Raw genomic sequence first — 17,814 nt, 5'->3', positions numbered from 1 at the left:
GCCTACGTTCCGAGCACCGTGCCCGGAGGATTCGTCAGCTCTCTCACGATGCCGTCGCTGGAGAGCTCGACCAGCCTCCCGCCCCACATCTCGGTGTCGCCGTCGTCGAGCACGTTCCGCTGCCACAGGATCCGCCCCGACTCGGTATCGAACGCGATCAGGCCGATCGGCGTGCCGCTGAGGCTCGACGACACCAGGTAGCCGGTCGTGCGCGAGACGGCGGCGATCGTCGTCGTCGGCAGGAGGTCGACCGAGAACTTCGGCCTGCCGCTGCCGCCGTCGAGCATCACGAGCTCGGAGTGGTTGCCGAAGCTCCGGAAGACCGCGACGTCGTCGGTCGTCTGCCCGATCATGCCGGTGGGCGAGCCCTGCGAGGCCAGGTCGCGAGTCCAGCGGCTCGCGCCGGTCGCTCGATCGACGCACCGCAGCGACGTGGTTCCGGGCAGGGAGGTCAGCAGGCAGCTGCGGCTGAGCCCCGCGAAGTCGCCGAGGCCGCCGCGCGTCCACAGGCGCCTGCCCTCCGGGCTCCACGCCGTGATCGCGACGCCGCTCGCCAGCGTGTCGCTCGTGAACAGGTCGACGCCGTCCTCCTCGACCGAGCCGAAGCCCACGGTGCCGTCGCCGACCTGGTTCGCCTCGCCGGTGGCGCCGTCGATGCGGACCGACCGGCCGTCGACCTCGGTGAAGAGGCCGCTCCGCAGCAGCACGACCGGGGTCGAGTCGGGCAGGAGATCGGTCCAGACCGGGTCGCCGAGGGTGCGGATGTCCGTGAGGGTCCACAGGCTCGAGCCCTCGCGCGACGTGCTGACGCTGTAGGCGACCAGGCTGCCCTCGACCAGCGGGCCCGAGCCGATGTCGCCGCGCGGCACCTGGATGCTGCTCAGCAGCGTCCCGTCGCCGAGCGAGAGCACCGCGAGAGTGAACCGGCCGTCGGTCGTGAACGCCACGAGCACGCGCCCCACGTCGGCGCGAATCCACGTCTGCTGCACCGTGAACGTCCCGGTCGTCGCCGGGAACTCGCGGCTCAGGTCGTGACGCCATCGCACATCGCCGGTCACGGGGTCGAAGAGGGCGACGGTGGCGTCGACCTGCTGGATCGTCGACACCGAGCAGTTCGCCGTCGATCCGAGCGAGGGCGAGTCGGCCGTGATCATCACGAGCGGGTCGGTGGCCGACGAGGCCCGGAACTCCGCACACCGCGACGGCACGCCGGGCAGCATCGCGCGCGACAGGTTCGTCGTCCACCCGGTGGGCTCGGGGCTCTGGCGCACGTCGGCGATCGCCGCGTCACGCCACGGAGCGAGATCGCCGTACGACGGCGTGAGGGCCGTGCCCACGCCCGTGACCGCCCCGATCACGAGGGCCAGCAGCGCGAAGCCGGCGATCAGCCTCTTGGCGGGCGAGAGCGGCAGCCGTCGTCGACGGCGCCGGGAGGCGACGGGCGCAGGAACTCGGCGCTCGCCGACGGGCGCGACCGGCAGGCCCGCGATCGCCGTCGGCGTGCCGAGCGCGGCGCCGTGCGGTGCGGCGGGGGCGGGGCGCTCGGGGCGCGCCGGGGTCCAGCCCGTCATCCCAGCACCGCCTTCGCTCGGCCCCCTCGTCAGCCGCACTCTATCCGTCCGGGAAGAACGCGGCGCGGGGGCGCGTTGGCTTCCGCGCTGTTGCCCCTGGTTCCCCTCCGGGGAAACACAGCCGTAACACGGCTAGACTCGTCCGATCCGAAGCCAACCGATGGAGGGCACACCCTTGGGTAGAACGCTCGCAGAAAAAGTGTGGGACGACCACGTCGTCGTCAAAGGCGCCGACGGCGCTCCCGACCTTCTCTACATCGACCTCCACCTTGTGCACGAGGTCACGAGCCCCCAGGCGTTCGACGGCCTCCGCCAGGCCGACCGCCCGGTCCGCCGCCTCGACCTCACGATCGCGACCGAGGACCACAACACGCCGACGCTCGCCATCGACCGTCCCATCGCCGACCTGACGAGCCGCACCCAGATCGACACGCTGCGCAGCAACGCCGCCGAGTTCGGCGTCCGCCTGCACTCCCTGGGCGACGCCGAGCAGGGCATCGTGCACGTCGTCGGCCCGCAGCTCGGCCTCACCATGCCGGGTGTCACGGTCGTCTGCGGCGACTCGCACACGTCGACGCACGGCGCCTTCGGCGCCATGGCGTTCGGCATCGGCACCAGCGAGGTCGAGCACGTCCTCGCCACGCAGACGCTGCCGCTCAAGCCGTTCAAGACAATGGCCATCACGGTCGAGGGCGAGCTGCGCCCCGGCGTCACGGCGAAAGACATCATCCTGGCCGTCATCGCCAAGATCGGCACCGGCGGCGGCCAGGGCTACGTGCTCGAGTACCGCGGCAGCGCCATCCGCTCCCTCTCGATGGAGGGGCGCATGACCATCTGCAACATGTCGATCGAGGCCGGCGCCCGCGCCGGCATGGTCGCGCCCGACCAGATCACCTACGACTACCTGCAGGGCCGTCCGCACGCCCCGGAGGGCGACGACTGGCGCGACGCGGTCGCCTACTGGAACACTCTGCCCACCGACGACGACGCCGTGTTCGACGCCGAGGTCTTCCTCGACGCGGGCGAGCTCGAGCCGTTCGTGACGTGGGGCACCAACCCGGGCCAGGGCGTGTCGCTCTCGGAGTCCGTCCCCGATCCTGCCGCCATCAGCGACCCGAACGAGAAGGCCGCCGCGTCGCGCGCCCTCGAGTACATGGACCTCGCCGCCGGCACTCCGATGAAGGAGATCGCCGTCGACGCGGTCTTCATGGGCTCCTGCACCAACAGCCGCATCGAAGACCTGCGGGCCTTCGCGTCGATCGTCCGGGGCCAGAAGAAGGCCGAGGGCGTCCGGGTCATGGTCGTCCCGGGCTCGGCGCGCGTCCGCATCGAAGCCGAGGCCGAGGGCCTCGACAAGGTGTTCACCGACTTCGGCGCCGAGTGGCGCTTCGCCGGCTGCTCGATGTGCCTCGGCATGAACCCCGACCAGCTCGCACCGGGCGAGCGCTGCGCCTCCACGTCGAACCGCAACTTCGAGGGCCGCCAGGGCAAGGGCGGGCGCACGCACCTCGTGTCGCCGCTCGTCGCAGCCGCCACGGCCATCCGCGGCACGCTCTCGAGCCCGTGGGACCTCGCGGCCGACTCGACGACCGCCAACGCCTCCGAGCTGGAAGGGGCCCTGTAATGCACAAGACCACCGTGGTCACGGGCACGCCGGCGCCCCTCAAGCGATCGAACGTCGACACCGACCAGATCATCCCGGCCGTCTTCCTCAAGCGCGTCACCAAGACCGGCTTCGAGGACGCCCTGTTCTACTCGTGGCGCCAGGACCCCGAGTTCGTGATCAACCGCCCCGAGTTCCAGGGCGCAAAGGTGCTCGTCGCCGGGCCCGACTTCGGCACCGGATCGAGCCGCGAGCACGCCGTCTGGGCGCTTCGCGACTTCGGCTTCGAGGTCGTCCTCAGCCCGCGCTTCGCCGACATCTTCCGCGGCAACTCGGGCAAGCAGGGCCTGCTCGCCGCCGTCGTGGCCGAGCCCGAGATCGAGAAGATCTGGGCCATCATCGACGCGGCCGTGGAGGCCGGCGAGCCGGTCCCCGAGATCACTGTCGACCTGGCCGAGCAAACCGCCACGATCGCGGGCTACACGGTTTCGTTCGAGGTCGATGCTTACACTAAGTGGCGTCTCCTCGAGGGGCTGGACGACATCGCCCTGACTCTCCGCGACGAGGCGGCAATCACAGAATTCGAATCACGCCGCGCCACCTGGCGGCCCAAGACATTGCCGGTGAAGTAGTGAACTCCCTTGTTCAGGATGCAGCAGCAGCAGGCGCCCGCGTGGGCCTGAAGTCCGACGAGATCGTCATCCGCGGCGGCAAGCCGCTGATCGGACGCATCGAGGTCCGCGGCGCCAAGAACCTGGCGACGAAGGCCATGGTCGCCTCGCTCCTCGGCGACACGCCCTCGATCCTGAAGGACGTGCCCGACATCAGCGACGTCAACGTCGTCCGCGGGCTCCTCTCGATCCACGGCGTCCGCATCACCGACCCGGCTCGCGGCGAGATGATCCTCGACCCGTCGAACGTCGAGGGCGCGCACTTCGCCGAGATCGACGCGCACGCGGGCTCCTCGCGCATCCCGATCCTGTTCTGCGGCCCGCTCCTGCACCGGCTGGGCGAGGCGTTCATCCCCGACCTCGGCGGCTGCCGCATCGGCGACCGACCGATCGACTTCCACATGGACGCCCTCCGCGCGTTCGGCGCCGTCGTCGACAAGTCGTACAACGGCATCCACCTGACTGCCCCGAACGGCCTCAAGGGCGCCAACATCGAGCTCCCGTACCCGAGCGTCGGCGCGACCGAGCAGGTGCTGCTGACGGCGGTCCTCGCCGAGGGCGTGACGGAGCTGCGCAACGCCGCCATCGAGCCCGAGATCATGGACCTCATCGCGATCCTGCAGAAGATGGGCGCGATCGTGAACGTCGAGCCGAACCGCGTCATCTTCATCGAGGGCCAGAAGTCGCTCCGCGGCTACACCCACCGCGCCATCAACGACCGCAACGAGGCCGCCTCCTGGGCCGCCGCGGCTCTGGCCACCAAGGGCGACATCTTCGTCGAGGGCGCCAAGCAGCAAGACCTCATGACTTTCCTCAACGTCTTCCGCAAGGTCGGCGGCGAGTTCGACGTCCACGAGGACGGCATCCGCTTCTACCACCCGGGTGGCGAGCTCAAGCCCGTCGTCATCGAGACCGACGTGCACCCCGGCTTCATGACGGACTGGCAGCAGCCGCTCGTCGTAGCCCTCACTCAGGCTCACGGCGTCTCCGTCGTCCACGAGACCGTCTACGAGAACCGCTTCCAGTTCACCGAGGCGCTCAACGACATGGGTGCGCAGATCGTCGTTCACAAGGACGGCCTCAAGCACGCCGACCGCCGCGTCGCCCGTCGCGACTTCGAGCAGGCCGCCGTCATCACCGGCCCGACTCCGCTCCACGGTGCCGACATCCGCGTGCCCGACCTGCGCGGCGGCTTCAGCCACCTGATCGCGGCGCTGACCGCGGAGGGCGAGTCGAAGATCACGAACGTCGGCATCATCGCGCGCGGCTACGAGCACTTCGTGGCGAAGCTGCGGAAGCTCGGTGCGGACTTCGACTTCGCGGGGTAGAAGGCCATCGTCGCAATGAACCCCGACGCGCCCCTGCCCCCGCAGAAGCGCAGGCGCGAACCCAACGCCGTCTTCGCCGTGGCAGGACGCATCGCCTACGTGCCGCTGCTGGCCCTCGCGAGCTACCGGCTGAAGAACCCCGAGAAGCTCCCGGCCGACGGCGCTTTCGTGCTCACGCCCAACCACTACAGCAACTTCGACCCGCTCGCCGTGGCGTTCGCCCTGTGGCGGCGGGGGCGGATCACGCGGTTCCTCGCGAAGGAGTCGCTCTTCCGGGTGCCCGTGCTCGGGTGGATCCTGCGCCAGACGAAGATGGTGCCGGTGGATCGCTCCGGGCGCACCCGGGGGTCCGACCCCGTCGCGGCCGGCGTCGCCTCGCTCGCCACGGGGGCCTGCGTGGTCGTCTACCCCGAGGGCTCGCTCACGCGTCAGCCCGACCTCTGGCCGATGCGGGGCAAGGGCGGCGCCGTCCGCATGGCGATCGACGCCGGCGTGCCGCTGATCCCGATGGCCAGCTGGGGCGTGCAGGAGCTCCTGCCGCCGTCGAACAAGCTCCGCCTCTTCCCGCGCAAGCGGTTCACCTTCGTCATCGGCGACCCGGTCGACCTCTCGGCCTACCGGGGGCGCCACCTCGACCAGCACGAGGTCGCCGAGGCCACCGAGCTCGTCATGAGCCGCATCGACGCGCTCGTCGCCGAGCTCCGGGGCGGGCAGCCGCCGGCCGTCCGGTACGACCCCGCGCACCACAACCAATCCGAGATCGGGCGTTTCGACCGTGGCACCTCCTAGCTCCTCCGGCCCTCAGGAGGGCCTCGACCGACTCAGCAAGGGATTCGTGACGACCGAGGCGATCTCGATAGTCCGGGCCGCGTCGATGGAGCGCCGCGTGGCCGTGCTCGGCGCCGGCAGCTGGGGTACGACGTTCGCGAAGGTGCTCGCCGAGGGCGGCGCCGAGGTGCAGATGTGGGCCCGCCGGCCCGAGATCGCCCGCGAGGTCACCGAGACCCACCGCAACAGCGACTACCTGCCCGGCATCAACCTGCCGATCACCCTGACGGCGTCGCCGAGCATCCCCGCGGTGCTCGACCGGGCCGAGCAGATCTACGTGTCGGTGCCCTCGCAGACGCTCCGCCAGAACCTCGCCGAGATCCGCGACCTGATCCCCGCCGGCGTACCGGTCATCAGCCTGATGAAGGGTGTCGAGAAGTCGACGGGCCTGCGAATGAGCGAGGTCATCGTCCAGGCCCTCGGCATCGACCCGTCGCTGGTCGCCGTCGCCTCCGGGCCGAACCTCGCCCTCGAGATCGCCAAGCGCCAGCCGACCGCGGCCGTCATCTCGTCCCAGAGCCTCGAGACCGCGACGCTGGTAGCCGCGACCGCCACGAACCCGTACTTCCGCTCGTTCGTCAACACCGACGTGATCGGCACGGAATTCGGCGGCGTCCTGAAGAATCTCATCGCCGTCGCGATCGGGATCGTCGACGGAGTCGGCTACGGCGAGAACACGAAGGCGTCGATCATCACGCGCGGCCTCGCCGAGATGACCAGCTTCGCCGTCTCGTTCGGCGCCAAGCCGGAGACGCTCGCCGGTCTCGCGGGCCTCGGCGACCTGATCGCCACCTGCCAGTCGCCGCTCTCGCGCAACAACACGGCGGGGCGCCTGCTCGGCCAGGGCTACCGGTACGACGACGTGATCCGCCAGATGAACCAGACGGCCGAGGGCCTCGCGTCGGTCGCCCCCATCCTCGAGCTGGCCCGGTCGCGCGGCGTCGACATGCCCATCGTCCAGCAGGTCGCCGAGGTCCTCGCCGGTACTCTGGACCCGCGCAACATCGCGCCGCACCTCACCGAGACCGACGAGCCGCAGGGCGAGTAGGGCTCGCACCGCATCGTCGAAAGGCGCCCCGTGACCGACACCACTCCTGCCTCCCGTCTTCGCGTGGTCCTCCTGTTCGGCGGGCGCTCCAGCGAGCACTCGATCAGCTGCGCCACAGCGGGCGGAGTGCTCGCGGCGCTCGACCGCGACCGCTACGACGTGATCCCGGTGGGCATCACCCGTGACGGCGCCTTCACGCTCCAACCCGACGACGCGGCGCACTTCGCCCTCGACGCCGAGAAGCTTCCCTCCGTCGAGGCCAACGGCACGCAGGTGCGCTGGCCCGAGTCGTCGGCGACGCGCGAGATGACCGTCGTCGAAGACGGGGTCGAGCGATCGCTGGGCGAGATCGACGTCGTGTTCCCCATCCTGCACGGCCCCTTCGGGGAGGACGGCTCCGTCCAGGGCATGCTCGAGCTGCTCGGCCTGCCCTACGTCGGCGCGGGAATCCTCGCCTCGGCCGTCGGCATGGACAAGCACTTCGCCAAGACGGTGCTCCAGGCCGCCGGCATCGACGTCGCGCCGTGGATCACGGTCCCCGCCCGCGACTGGGCCGACCGTCGCGCGGTCGTCGAGGAGCACGTCGAAGAGCTCGGCTGGCCCGTCTTCGTCAAGCCGGCCCGCGCCGGCTCCAGCGTCGGCGTCTCGAAGGCGACCTCGCTCGCCTCGCTCGCCACCGCCATGGAGATCGCGTTGGCCGAAGACTCGAAGGTGCTCGTCGAGGCGGCCGTCGTCGGCCGCGAGCTCGAGATGGCCGTGCTCGGCGGCCGCGGCGGCGGAGCGCCCCGCACATCCGTCGCGGGCGAGATCGTGCTCGCTGACGACAAGTTCTACGACTTCGAGTCGAAGTACCTCGGCGCCCCCGGGGCCGACCTGGTCTGCCCGGCCGCTCTGTCGGGCGCCGAGTTCGAGCAGTTCTCCGAACTCGCCGCCCGCGCCTTCGACGCCATCGGCGGGGCCGGCCTCGCCCGCGTCGACGCGTTCCTCACCGACGAGGGGTTCATCGTCAACGAGCTGAACACGATGCCGGGCTTCACCCCGATCTCGATGTTCCCGGCGTGCTGGCTGGCCTCCGGCCTCAGCTACCCGGCGCTGCTCGACGAGCTGATCGCCCTCGGCCTCGAGACGATCCGCTAGGGCGAGTTCCTGCGCCTGCCCGTCTGTGCCCGCCCGTCTGCGCCTGCCCGTCTGCGCATGCCCGCCTGTGCCTGCCCGTCTGCGCCTGCCCGCCTGGGCGGGCTACGGGGCGGGGGTCGCGTCGGACGGCGACTGGCACGCCCGGTTCTGCGGCAGCGTGCCGACGGCGCTCGACACGTCGTGCAGGACGTTCGTTGGGGCCTCGACGGCCTTCGTGTCGACGACGACCTGCACGCCGGGGCTGCGGCCGTACGTGGTGAAGACTGCCTTCGACGGGGTGAACTCCGCGAGCCAGTCGACGCCCTCGACCGTGTTGCACGGCAGGTCCGACACGGCTGGCGTCGTGATGCCGCACGTCAGCACGATCGACGTCGGTGAGCCCCACGCGCTCGTGCCCTGCGCGTTCGTCTCGCGGACGGTCTCGGACTCCACCGAGGTCGGCAGGTGCACGACGACGTCGGCGCACGCGACGGTGTCGGCCCGCGCCGCGGGCTGCAGATGCACGCTCGTGACCTGCACGGCGGCACACCCGGCGAGCACGGGCACGGCGGCCAGGGCGGCGGCGAGGGCGAGGGCCGCGCGGCGGCGGCGACGGGGAGGCATCGACGTCCACGCTACCGTGAGTGCATGAGTGAGAGTGCCGCGACCAGCGCGCCCGAGACCGTCGAGAGCCTCGGCGAGGTCGCCACCCTCGGCCGCATCCTGCCGCGCCTGCCGAAGGGCGACCGCACGCTGCTCGGGCCCGGCGACGACGCGGCGGTGGTGGCCGCGGCCGACGGGCGCTTCGTGGTCACGACCGACCTGATGGTGCACGGCCCCGACTTCCGGCTCGCCTGGTCGACGCCCTACGACCTGGGCTGGAAGGCCGCCGCCTCCAACTTCACCGACGTGGCCGCGATGGGGGCGGCTCCGACGGCGCTGGTCGTCGCGCTGGCGGTGCCGGGCGATACCGAGGCGGCCTTCCTCGAGCGGTTCGCCGACGGCCTCGCCGACGGCTGCGCGGTGATGGCGCCGGGCTGCGGCGTGGTCGGCGGCGACATGTCGGTCTCGCGCACGATGACCATCGCCGTCACCGCGTTCGGCGACCTCGACGGGCGTGCTCCGGTGCGGCGCGACGGCGCTCGTCCGGGCGACGTCGTAGCCGTGTCGGGGGTTCTCGGCGACTCGGGGTCGGGCCTCGAGCGGCTCTTCGCCGAGGCGGTCGACGGCGCAGGAACTCCCGATCGCCGAGCCGCCGACGCTCTCCGCCTGAGCGACCCCCGTGTCGCGTGGCACCTCGCGCCGACGCCGCCGGTCGCCGACGGTGTGCTGGCCGCCGTCGCCGGGGCCACCGCCATGCTCGATCTCTCTGACGGACTCGCCCTCGACGCGGGCCGCGTCGCCCGGGCCTCCGGCGTCACGCTCGACCTCGTCGGGTCGGCGCTCGGGCCCGACCCGCTCGCGGCCCTCCGCGGGGGAGAGGACCACTCGCTCCTGGCGACGTTCCCCGCCGACGCCGTCCTGCCCGGCGGCTTCCGCCCGGTGGGCGTCGTGCGCGCGGGGGAGCCCGTCGTGCTCCTCGACGGAGCGCCCCTCGCGGATGCGACGGGGTGGGACCCGTACGCGCGGTGGTCGGGCGGGGTGGGCTGAGTTCCTGCGCCCGATGCTCTCGGGAGGCCGCTAGGCGCGAGCCCACCAGAGCACGGTGTCGCCGTACGACTTCTTGGTCTCGAGGGCGAGGCCGTCCGGCCAGATCGGCTCGCCGCTGCGGGCGCGGCGCTCGACGACGACGAGCGCGTCGGCCTCGAGGGCCGGCACGAGGGCCACGAGGTCGAGGCGGAGGTCGTCGTCGCCGAGCTCGTAGGGCGGGTCGATGAGTACCAGGTCGAACGCCTTCTGCGGGGCGTGCTGCAGGTAGGCGCGCACAGTCTGGGTCGCGACGTCGATCGAGGGAGCCGACCCGCGGGGCGCGCGGCCGGCCACGAGCGTGCCGTTGGCGCGGCAGAGGCGGGCGGCCTGCGGGCCCTTCTCGACGAGGGTGACCGTCGCGGCGCCGCGGGAGGCGGCCTCGAGGCCGAGGGCCCCCGTGCCCGCATAGAGGTCGAGCACGCGGAGGCCGCGGACCTCGTCGCGCGCCTCGAGCGCCGAGAACAGCGCCTCGCGGACGCGGTCGCTGGTGGGCCGGGTGCCGGTCTTCGGGACGCGGAGGGCGGTGGAGCCGGCGAAGCCGCTGATGATGCGAGTCACGGCACCATCATCGCAGGCGGTGTCGGCGGCGCCGGGTAGCGTTGAGCCGTGCCCACCTCTCCGCTCGACACGACGCTGTCCAACGCGCTCGGCGGGCGCACGGCCGGTGCCCTCAAGCGCGCGTTCGGGTACGAGACGGTCGGCGACCTGCTCAGCCACTATCCGCGGCGCTATGCGCGGCGCGGCGAGCTCACCGCCCTCAGCGAGCTGGCCATCGGCGAGAGCGTCACGATCGTGGCCGAGGTGCTCGACGTGCGCGAGCGCACGATGCGCGCGCGACGCGGGTCGATCCTCGAGGTGCGGATCGGCGACGGCCAGGGGATCCTGACCCTGACCTTCTTCAACCAGGCCTGGCGGGCGAAAGACCTGGTCCCGGGCATCCGCGGCATCTTCGCGGGCAAGGTCGGCGACTACCGGGGCAACCGCCAGCTGGCGCATCCCGACTACGAGCTGTTCGAGCAGGGCGACGAGCGGAACGCCGAGGCCGGCGATGCCACGGCGCAGAGATGGGCGAAGCAGCCCATCCCGATCTACCCGGCCAGCGCGTCGGTGGCCTCGTGGCAGGTGCAGAAGTCGATCGAGGTCGCCCTCGACACCCTGCCGCCGCTGCCCGACTCCGTGCCCGAGACGGTGCGTGCCGAGCTGCAGCTGATGCCGCTGCGCGAAGCGCTCGAGAACGTGCACCGGCCCGAGCGCGACCGCGACTGGAAGGCCGCGCGCGAGACGCTGAAGTTCGACGAGGCGTTCGTGCTGCAGGCGGCGCTGCTGCAGCAGCGCGCCGAGCTGAGGGTGTCGGCGGCGGTGGCGCGAGTTCCTGCGCCCGCTGGTCTTCTGGCCCGGTTCGACGAGGCCCTGCCCTTCGACCTGACCGGCGACCAGTCGCTCGTCGGTGCCGAGATCGCACGCGACCTGGCGGCCGACGTGCCGATGAACCGTCTCGTGCAGGGCGAGGTCGGCTCGGGCAAGACGCTGGTCGCCCTGCGCGCGATGCTCGCGGTCGCCGAGTCGGGCGGGCAGTCGGCGCTGCTCGCGCCCACCGAGGTGCTCGCGGCGCAGCACCTCCGATCCATCGTGAAGACGCTCGGTCCTGATCTCGCGGCCACGCTGCGGCCGGTCCTCCTGACCGGGCAGATGCCGGTCGCCGAGCGCCGCAAGGCCACGCTCGCCATCGTGAGCGGACAGGCGCAGATCGTCGTCGGCACGCACGCCCTCATCTCGGACCGCGTCGAGTTCTACGACCTCGGGCTCGTGGTCGTCGACGAGCAGCACCGGTTCGGCGTCGAGCAGCGGGAGGCGCTGCGGCGCAAGGGGCAGACCCCTCCGCATGTGCTCGTGCTGACGGCGACGCCGATCCCGCGCACGGTGGCCATGACGGTGTTCGGCGACCTCGACGTGTCGACCATCGCCGAGCTGCCGAAGGGACGGCAGCCGATCGAGTCGTTCGTCGTGCCGCTCGTCGACCACCCGGGTTGGATCTCGCGGGTGTGGGAGCGGTCGTCCGAGGAGATCGCGCGAGGCCGCCAGGTGTTCGTGGTGTGTCCGGCCATCGACGCCGCGACGCCCGAGGTCGCCGACGAGCTCGCCGAAGACGCGGAGGCCGCCGAGGCGCCGGTGGCCATAGCCAGCGTCGACGGCGTCCTGGCCGCCCTGCGCGACGCGCCCGCTCTCGCCGGCCGGCGCATCGAGCCGCTTCACGGCCGGATGAGCGCCGTCGAGAAAGACGCCATGATGCAGGAGTACGCCGCCGGACGCATCGACGTGCTCGTCGCGACCACCGTGATCGAGGTGGGCGTCGACGTGCCGAACGCCTCGACGATGGTGGTGCTCGATGCCGAGCGGTTCGGCGTCTCGCAGCTCCACCAGCTCCGTGGCCGGGTCGGCCGGGGCGGGCACCCGGGGCTCTGCCTGCTCGTCACGAACGCGGAGGAGGGGACGACCGCGCGAGAGCGGGTCGCCGCCGTGGCCTCCACGACCGACGGCTTCGAGCTCGCCCAGATCGACCTCGACCTGCGGAGGGAGGGCGATGTGCTCGGCAGCCTGCAGTCGGGCGGACGCTCGTCGCTGCGGCTGCTGCGGGTCGCGCACGACGGCGACGTGATCGCGCTGGCTCGCGAGCACGCCGCCGAGGTGGTCGAGGCCGACCCGACGCTCGCCGGGCACCCGGCCCTCGCCGCGGCGCTGGCCCGCCGACTCGACGACGCCAGCCGCGACGCGCTGGCCAAGAACTGACACCCGTGCGCGTCACCGCGAGTTCACCGAGACCGTCAGTGACGCGTCACGGAAGTGTTCAGCCAGGTGTCGCCTTCGACTACTAGGGTGGCCGAATGAGCACGATTGCCGTCGTCCCGGGGTCCTTCGATCCGGTGACGCTCGGGCACCTCGACGTGATCGTCCGGGCCGCGGGCCTGTTCGACGAGCTCCACGTCCTGGTCGTGCACAACCCCGACAAGGCGGCCTTGATCCCCATCGAGAAGCGCGTCGAGCTCATCAGCGATGCGGTCGCTGCCGCAGGCGCGCCCGACACGGTGACGATCACCAGCTGGAGCGAGGGGCTGCTCGTCGACTACTGCGTGCGCGTCGGAGCGAAGGTGCTGGTCAAGGGCATCCGCTCGCAGGTCGACGTCGCCTACGAGACGCCGATGGCGATCATGAACCGCAGCCTCGCCGGCGTCGAGACGGTGTTCCTGCTTCCCGACCCGGCGCACGCGCTCGTGTCGTCGTCGCTCGTGCGTCAGGTGGCCGCGCTGGGCGGCGACATCTCGCCCTACGTCCCCGCCGACGTGGCCGCCTACCTCGCGACCGGGCCCGGCGCGCCCGCCGCAGCCGGCACGACCCCGCCCGAGCTCCCCTCGGCTCCGAACAACGGATCAGCATGACGACGACGACGCAGAACGCCCAGAACCCCTCCCTCTCATCCGGCGGCGAGGCCCCGATGGAGCTCGACGAGGTGCAGTACCTCGCGCGCACCATCCTCGAGGCAGTCGGCACCGTCATCGACGGCAAGGCCGGCGCGATCTCGACCGCCCTGACCGTCATGCTCGCCGAGGGCCACCTCCTGATCGAAGACGTTCCGGGTGTGGGCAAGACCCAGCTCGCACGCGCCCTCGCCAAGGCCGTCGACGCGTCGGTCAGCCGCATCCAGTTCACGCCCGATCTGCTGCCGAGCGACATCACCGGCGTCTCGATCTTCGACCGCCAGGCCAACGCGTTCGAGTTCAAGCCCGGCCCGGTCTTCGCCAACATCGTCATCGGCGACGAGATCAACCGGGCCTCGCCCAAGACGCAGTCCGCCCTCCTCGAGAGCCTCGAGGAGCGCCAGGTGACCGTCGACGGCTTCTCGCACCCGCTGCCCGACCCGTTCCTCGTGGTCGCGACTCAGAACCCGGTCGAGATGGAGGGGACGTACTCGCTCCCCGAGGCCCAGCGCGACCGCTTCATGGCCCGGATCTCGCTCGGCTACCCCGACGCCACCAGCGAGCTGCGCATGCTCAGCCAGCGCGAGACGGCGAGCCCCCTCGACGCGCTCCGGCCCCTCGTCACGCTCGCGCAGCTGCGCCGGATGATCGCCGCCGTGCGCCGCGTGTACGCCGCCCGCACTGTCGAGCGCTACACCGTCGACATCGTGCAGGCCACGCGCGTGCACCCCGACCTCCGCCTCGGGGCGAGCCCGCGTGCCACCCTGCAGCTCATGCGCGCCGCCAAGGCGTGGGCCGCGCTCAACGGCCGCCGCTTCGTCATCCCCGACGACGTCGACGCCCTGAGCGGGCCAGTGCTCGGCCACCGGCTGATCCTCGCCGGCCGCTCCGGCGCCGGCGCGGTGTCGGCCGCCTACGACATCGTCGAGCAGGTGGTGCGCACGACGCCCGTGCCGCTCGACGAGCCCGCCGTCTGAGCGTGCGGCGCGCACTCGCCGAGCGAGCGAGGGGCTGGCCGAGGCCGACCCCGCGCGGCCTCGGCGCGGCCGTCGCGGGCCTGGCAGTAGCCGTCGTCGGCTATCTGCTGAGCTCCATGCCGCTCGTCTTCGCGGGCGTCGCCCTCATCGCCGTGGTCGTCGCCGCTCTGGTCTCCGTCGGGATCACGATGCCCGAGCTCGTCATCGCTCGCCGCTTCTCGCCCGACCGGGCCGTCGCCGGCTGGTCGGTCGTCGAGACGCTGAGCGTGTCGTCGCCGTCGTCGACCGGGCACGTGGCGCTGCGGGTGCGCGAGAGCGTTCCGTGGCGCAGCATGCACGCCGACGAGGCGATGCTGGCCGAGATCGAGCCCGGTCGGGTGGTCCGCCTGACGTTCGAGCACGACGACCTGCCCCGAGGCCGGCACCGCGTCGGTCCTGCCCGCATCGACGTCATCGAGTCGTTCGGCCTTGCTCGGCGCCACGTCGAGATCGTCGGCCGCGGCGAGCTGGTCGTGCTCCCCGAGATCGTCGGCACCGGTGGCGGCCGCGAGTCGGGTGCCCTCGGCGAGGGGGCGCGCCAGCGCCGCGACCACAGCCTCGCCGGCGGGCAGGACGATCCCATCACACGCGAGTACCGCCGCGGCGACCCCATGCGCCGCGTGCACTGGCGCGCGACCGCCCGGCAGGGCGAGCTCATGGTGCGGCAAGAGGAGCAGCACGCGCTTCCCAGCGTCCGCGTCGTCCTGCCCGTCGCCAAGGAGAACTGGCGCGACTGGCATCCGGCCCTCGGCTCGGGCGATCCGGTCAGCGACGGCTTCGAGTGGGCGGTGTCTCTGACGGCATCGCTCGCGCTCGAGTACGGCATGGCCGGCTCGCAGACCCGCGTCGTGTCGCTCGAGGGCAGCACGGTGGGCGTCCACGACCCCTCCACGACGCCGCTCTTCTTGGAGCGCCTCGCCGACATCGCCCTCGACGACCCGGTCGATGACCGCAGCCCGGACGCCGCACCGCGCGAGCCCGTCATCGCCATCGTCTCGAGCCTCACGCCCGGCGACCTGGTGCGCCTCGGCCACGCGCGCGGCCCCGGCGTCGGGGGAGTGGCGATCGTCGTTCATCTCGACGGCGACCCGCTGACGCCCGACGACACCGACCGCGATGCGCCGCGCCACGTGGCCGCGACCCTCCGCCAGACCGGCTGGCGGGTCGTCGAGACCGACTCGGCGGGCGACCGCGAGGCCGTCCTGCATGCACCGGGGGTGCTCGGTGGCTGAGCGCGCGCCCGACCGGTTCGCGCCCGGGAATGCTCGCTGGGGGCTGACCCTCGTGCTCTGGCTGACCCTTCTCACGTCGCTGGCGAGCCTGCACCCGCTCTTCCAGGGCTCCTCCTGGTGGTTCGTCCCGGCAGTGGTGTCGGGCCTCGTCTTCGCCGCGTCGGCTGCCGCCCGCGCGGCCCACTGGCCGTCGGCGGTCGCCTCGCTGGCCGGCCTGGTCGTGGGGCTCGTCGCGTCGACGGTGATCGTCCAGGGCGGCACGGCGATCGCCGGCATCATCCCGACCAGCGACACCGTGGACCGCATCCGGCTGCTCGTTCAGCAGGCGGAGGACGCCATCGTCAGCGACCAGGCGCCCGTGGTCGTCGGCGACGCTCTGCTCGCCGTGATCGTGGTGTCGGTCGCCGCGGCGTCCGTGCTGCTCGACGTGCTAGCGCGGGTGAGCCGCATCCCGGGGCTGACCGGCGTCGTGTTCGCCGTCGTCATCCTCGTCCCGGCGCTGATCCCGAACATCGACCCGGCGTGGGTGTGGGTCGTCGCGACCGTCCTCGGCTACATCGCGATCCTGCTGATCTCGACCGGCCGGAGGCCGTCGAAGGCCAGCTTCGTCACCGGTCTCGCAGGCATCGTGGTCGCGGGCATCGTCACCGCTCTCCTCCCGGCGTCGCTGGCGTCGCCGCTGACCGGCATCGGCACCGGGACAGGCATCTCGACGGGTGTCAACCCGGTCATCAACCTCGGCAAGGACCTCCGGCGCGGCGACCCGGTCACCGTCCTCACCTACAGCACGTCGGCCTCGACTGGGCAGTACCTCAAGCTCGTCGACCTCGTGGACTTCTCGGGCACCCGCTGGAGTCCCTCGGATGTGACGCTCGACTCCGCCGACAGCGTCGACAAGCTCCCGGCTCCCTCCGGCGTCTCGGCGGGCACGACGAGAGACACCGTCGACACCGACGTCTCGGTCACTCTGCTCCGCAGCCCGTATCTGCCGATCCCCGTACCGGCCACCAAGATCAGCGGGATCGGCGACGCCTGGAAGTACGTGAACGAGTCGGGCGTCACCATCCGCAGCGCGACGCAGGGCTCCCAGGGCCTCGACTACTCGGTGACGTCCAAGCCGGTCGACCCGACGACGCAGCAGATCATCGACGCGCTCGGCGAGCAGTCCGCCGACATGTCGAAGTACCTCGACGTCGACGGAGTTCCTGCGTCCATCACCCGCCTGGCGAAGCGCGAGACCTCGGGCGCGGCGAACAAGTTCGATGCCGCCGTCGCCCTGCAGGACTACTTCCGCAACGGCGACTTCACGTACTCCGAAGACACGCCGGTGCGCGAGGGCTACGACGGGTCGGGCCTCGACATGGTCGAGACGTTCCTGCAGCGCAAGAGCGGCTACTGCGTGCACTTCGCCTCGGCGATGGCCGTCATGGCGCGCACCCTCGGCATCCCGTCGCGCATCGCGGTCGGCTTCCTGCCCGGCACGCAGGTCGGCGGCAGCGACGACTGGACCGTCACGAGCAACGATCTGCACACCTGGCCCGAGCTGTACTTCCAAGGCCTCGGCTGGATCCCCTTCGAGCCGACGGTCGGCCAGGGCACGACCGCCAGCTACCTGACGCAGACGGGCACCGACACCAGCCCGTCGGCGTCCGCATCGGCGACGACCGAGCCCAGCGACACCGCCTCGGCCGAGGCCACGCCCACCAGCACGGCCGCGAGCAATGCCGCCACGGCGACCTCGACGAGCTCTGCCGACGCGCAGTCGGCCGGCAGCGGCACGACCGTCGGGGGAGTGCCGCTGACCGTCGGAGCCATCGCGATCGTGATCCTGCTCGGGATGCTGCCGTGGTGGCTGCGGACGTCACGCCGACGCCGCCGCCTCACCCAGAGACCACCCGACTCCGCCCTCGCCGCCTGGCGCGAGATCGTCGACACGGCTCGCGACCTCGGGCTGCCCGTCGATCCGGCGGCGACCCCGCAGCAGACCTCTGCCACCCTCGCGAAGGCCGTCGCGCCTGACGACCTCGCACTGGCGGCGGTCGACGCGGTGCGGCGCGCCGTCGAGGAGGAGCGGTTCGGCTTCGCCGATCAGCGCGCCGGAACTGAGGCGCAGGACGCCGCCCGCGAGGCTATCCGGGGCCTGCACCGCACCAGCGCGCCGCTCGCCCGGGTGCGCGCCACGGTGATTCCCATCAGTCTCTTCGTCGAGGCTCGCCCGAGGACGGCGCGGGGAGCGTAA

15 protein-coding genes are annotated in these 17,814 nt (G+C 71.9%); 12 read left to right on the top strand and 3 right to left on the bottom strand.

Going from position 1 to position 17,814, the window contains the following annotated elements; translation table 11 throughout:
- Positions 1-2 precede the first annotated feature (2 nt).
- Positions 3-1,571 carry an outer membrane protein assembly factor BamB family protein gene (locus tag AC3CBB_RS07550; protein ID WP_488626538.1) on the bottom strand — a complete coding sequence of 523 codons (1,569 nt, stop codon included), beginning with the start codon at positions 1,569-1,571 and terminating at the stop codon, positions 3-5.
- 160 nt (positions 1,572-1,731) lie between these two features.
- On the opposite strand from AC3CBB_RS07550, the gene leuC reads away from it, so the two are divergent.
- The 6 genes from leuC (at position 1,732) to AC3CBB_RS07520 (ending at position 8,186) form a co-directional block, all read left to right on the top strand.
- Positions 1,732-3,195: a 3-isopropylmalate dehydratase large subunit gene (leuC, locus tag AC3CBB_RS07545; RefSeq protein ID WP_488626537.1), complete on the top strand. Its 1,464-nt coding sequence runs from the start codon at positions 1,732-1,734 to the stop codon at positions 3,193-3,195.
- Complete coding sequence (leuD, locus tag AC3CBB_RS07540) at positions 3,195-3,806, top strand: 3-isopropylmalate dehydratase small subunit (protein ID WP_123504960.1); 612 nt, start codon at positions 3,195-3,197, stop codon at positions 3,804-3,806. The genes leuC and leuD overlap by 1 nt, the downstream gene beginning before the upstream one ends.
- Entirely contained in the window at positions 3,806-5,173 is a 1,368-nt protein-coding gene (gene murA, locus AC3CBB_RS07535; RefSeq protein WP_123504959.1) for a UDP-N-acetylglucosamine 1-carboxyvinyltransferase, read from the top strand. The genes leuD and murA overlap by 1 nt, the downstream gene beginning before the upstream one ends.
- A gap of 15 nt (positions 5,174-5,188) precedes the next feature.
- Positions 5,189-5,962, top strand: coding sequence for a lysophospholipid acyltransferase family protein (locus AC3CBB_RS07530; protein ID WP_488626536.1), 774 nt, complete (start codon positions 5,189-5,191; stop codon positions 5,960-5,962).
- A gap of 85 nt (positions 5,963-6,047) precedes the next feature.
- Entirely contained in the window at positions 6,048-7,049 is a 1,002-nt protein-coding gene (locus tag AC3CBB_RS07525) for an NAD(P)H-dependent glycerol-3-phosphate dehydrogenase (RefSeq protein WP_488626724.1), read from the top strand.
- Between the two features lie 30 nt (positions 7,050-7,079).
- Positions 7,080-8,186, top strand: a complete 1,107-nt coding sequence (locus AC3CBB_RS07520) for a D-alanine--D-alanine ligase family protein (protein WP_488626535.1) — start codon at positions 7,080-7,082, stop codon at positions 8,184-8,186.
- A 102-nt stretch (positions 8,187-8,288) separates the two neighbouring features.
- On the opposite strand, the gene AC3CBB_RS07515 is transcribed toward AC3CBB_RS07520, so the two are convergent.
- Positions 8,289-8,789: a DUF3515 family protein gene (locus tag AC3CBB_RS07515; RefSeq protein ID WP_488626534.1), complete on the bottom strand. Its 501-nt coding sequence runs from the start codon at positions 8,787-8,789 to the stop codon at positions 8,289-8,291.
- Positions 8,790-8,813: 24 nt separating this feature from the next.
- Here AC3CBB_RS07515 and thiL point away from each other — a divergent pair, with 24 nt between their 5' ends.
- Positions 8,814-9,815, top strand: a complete 1,002-nt coding sequence (gene thiL / locus AC3CBB_RS07510) for a thiamine-phosphate kinase (protein ID WP_488626533.1) — start codon at positions 8,814-8,816, stop codon at positions 9,813-9,815.
- Between the two features lie 30 nt (positions 9,816-9,845).
- Here the strand turns inward: thiL and AC3CBB_RS07505 are convergent, their stop codons facing one another.
- The gene (locus AC3CBB_RS07505; protein WP_123504955.1) at positions 9,846-10,412 is read right to left on the bottom strand and encodes an RsmD family RNA methyltransferase; all 567 of its coding nucleotides are present in this window, start codon (positions 10,410-10,412) and stop codon (positions 9,846-9,848) included.
- Between the two features lie 48 nt (positions 10,413-10,460).
- On the opposite strand from AC3CBB_RS07505, the gene AC3CBB_RS07500 reads away from it, so the two are divergent.
- The 5 genes from AC3CBB_RS07500 to AC3CBB_RS07480 all read left to right on the top strand — a co-directional run bounded on the left by AC3CBB_RS07500 (position 10,461) and on the right by AC3CBB_RS07480 (position 17,814).
- A complete protein-coding gene (locus tag AC3CBB_RS07500) occupies positions 10,461-12,641 on the top strand; it encodes an ATP-dependent DNA helicase RecG (RefSeq protein WP_488626532.1) in 2,181 nt (726 codons plus the stop codon).
- Between the two features lie 95 nt (positions 12,642-12,736).
- Positions 12,737-13,288 (top strand): pantetheine-phosphate adenylyltransferase, encoded by a 552-nt coding sequence (coaD, locus tag AC3CBB_RS07495; protein WP_488626531.1) that lies wholly within the window; start codon positions 12,737-12,739, stop codon positions 13,286-13,288.
- A complete protein-coding gene (locus AC3CBB_RS07490; RefSeq protein WP_488626530.1) occupies positions 13,285-14,304 on the top strand; it encodes an AAA family ATPase in 1,020 nt (339 codons plus the stop codon). The genes coaD and AC3CBB_RS07490 overlap by 4 nt, the downstream gene beginning before the upstream one ends.
- Positions 14,305-14,306: 2 nt before the next feature.
- Positions 14,307-15,575 carry a DUF58 domain-containing protein gene (locus tag AC3CBB_RS07485; RefSeq protein ID WP_488626529.1) on the top strand — a complete coding sequence of 423 codons (1,269 nt, stop codon included), beginning with the start codon at positions 14,307-14,309 and terminating at the stop codon, positions 15,573-15,575.
- Positions 15,568-17,814: a transglutaminase TgpA family protein gene (locus AC3CBB_RS07480; RefSeq protein ID WP_488626528.1), complete on the top strand. Its 2,247-nt coding sequence runs from the start codon at positions 15,568-15,570 to the stop codon at positions 17,812-17,814. The genes AC3CBB_RS07485 and AC3CBB_RS07480 overlap by 8 nt, the downstream gene beginning before the upstream one ends.

Source organism: Frondihabitans sp. OV104, assembly GCF_057787745.1.
This window is presented reverse-complemented; position numbering and strand designations above follow the sequence as displayed.

Coding starts and splice junctions, on each gene's coding strand:
- AC3CBB_RS07550 (WP_488626538.1), bottom strand. CDS start 1,571: ATGACGGGCTGGACCCCGGCGCGCCCCGAGCGCCCCGCCCCCGCCGCA.
- AC3CBB_RS07515 (WP_488626534.1), bottom strand. CDS start 8,789: ATGCCTCCCCGTCGCCGCCGCCGCGCGGCCCTCGCCCTCGCCGCCGCC.
- coaD (WP_488626531.1), top strand. CDS start 12,737: ATGAGCACGATTGCCGTCGTCCCGGGGTCCTTCGATCCGGTGACGCTC.
- AC3CBB_RS07530 (WP_488626536.1), top strand. CDS start 5,189: ATGAACCCCGACGCGCCCCTGCCCCCGCAGAAGCGCAGGCGCGAACCC.
- leuD (WP_123504960.1), top strand. CDS start 3,195: ATGCACAAGACCACCGTGGTCACGGGCACGCCGGCGCCCCTCAAGCGA.
- AC3CBB_RS07490 (WP_488626530.1), top strand. CDS start 13,285: ATGACGACGACGACGCAGAACGCCCAGAACCCCTCCCTCTCATCCGGC.
- AC3CBB_RS07525 (WP_488626724.1), top strand. CDS start 6,048: ATGGAGCGCCGCGTGGCCGTGCTCGGCGCCGGCAGCTGGGGTACGACG.
- leuC (WP_488626537.1), top strand. CDS start 1,732: ATGGAGGGCACACCCTTGGGTAGAACGCTCGCAGAAAAAGTGTGGGAC.
- thiL (WP_488626533.1), top strand. CDS start 8,814: ATGAGTGAGAGTGCCGCGACCAGCGCGCCCGAGACCGTCGAGAGCCTC.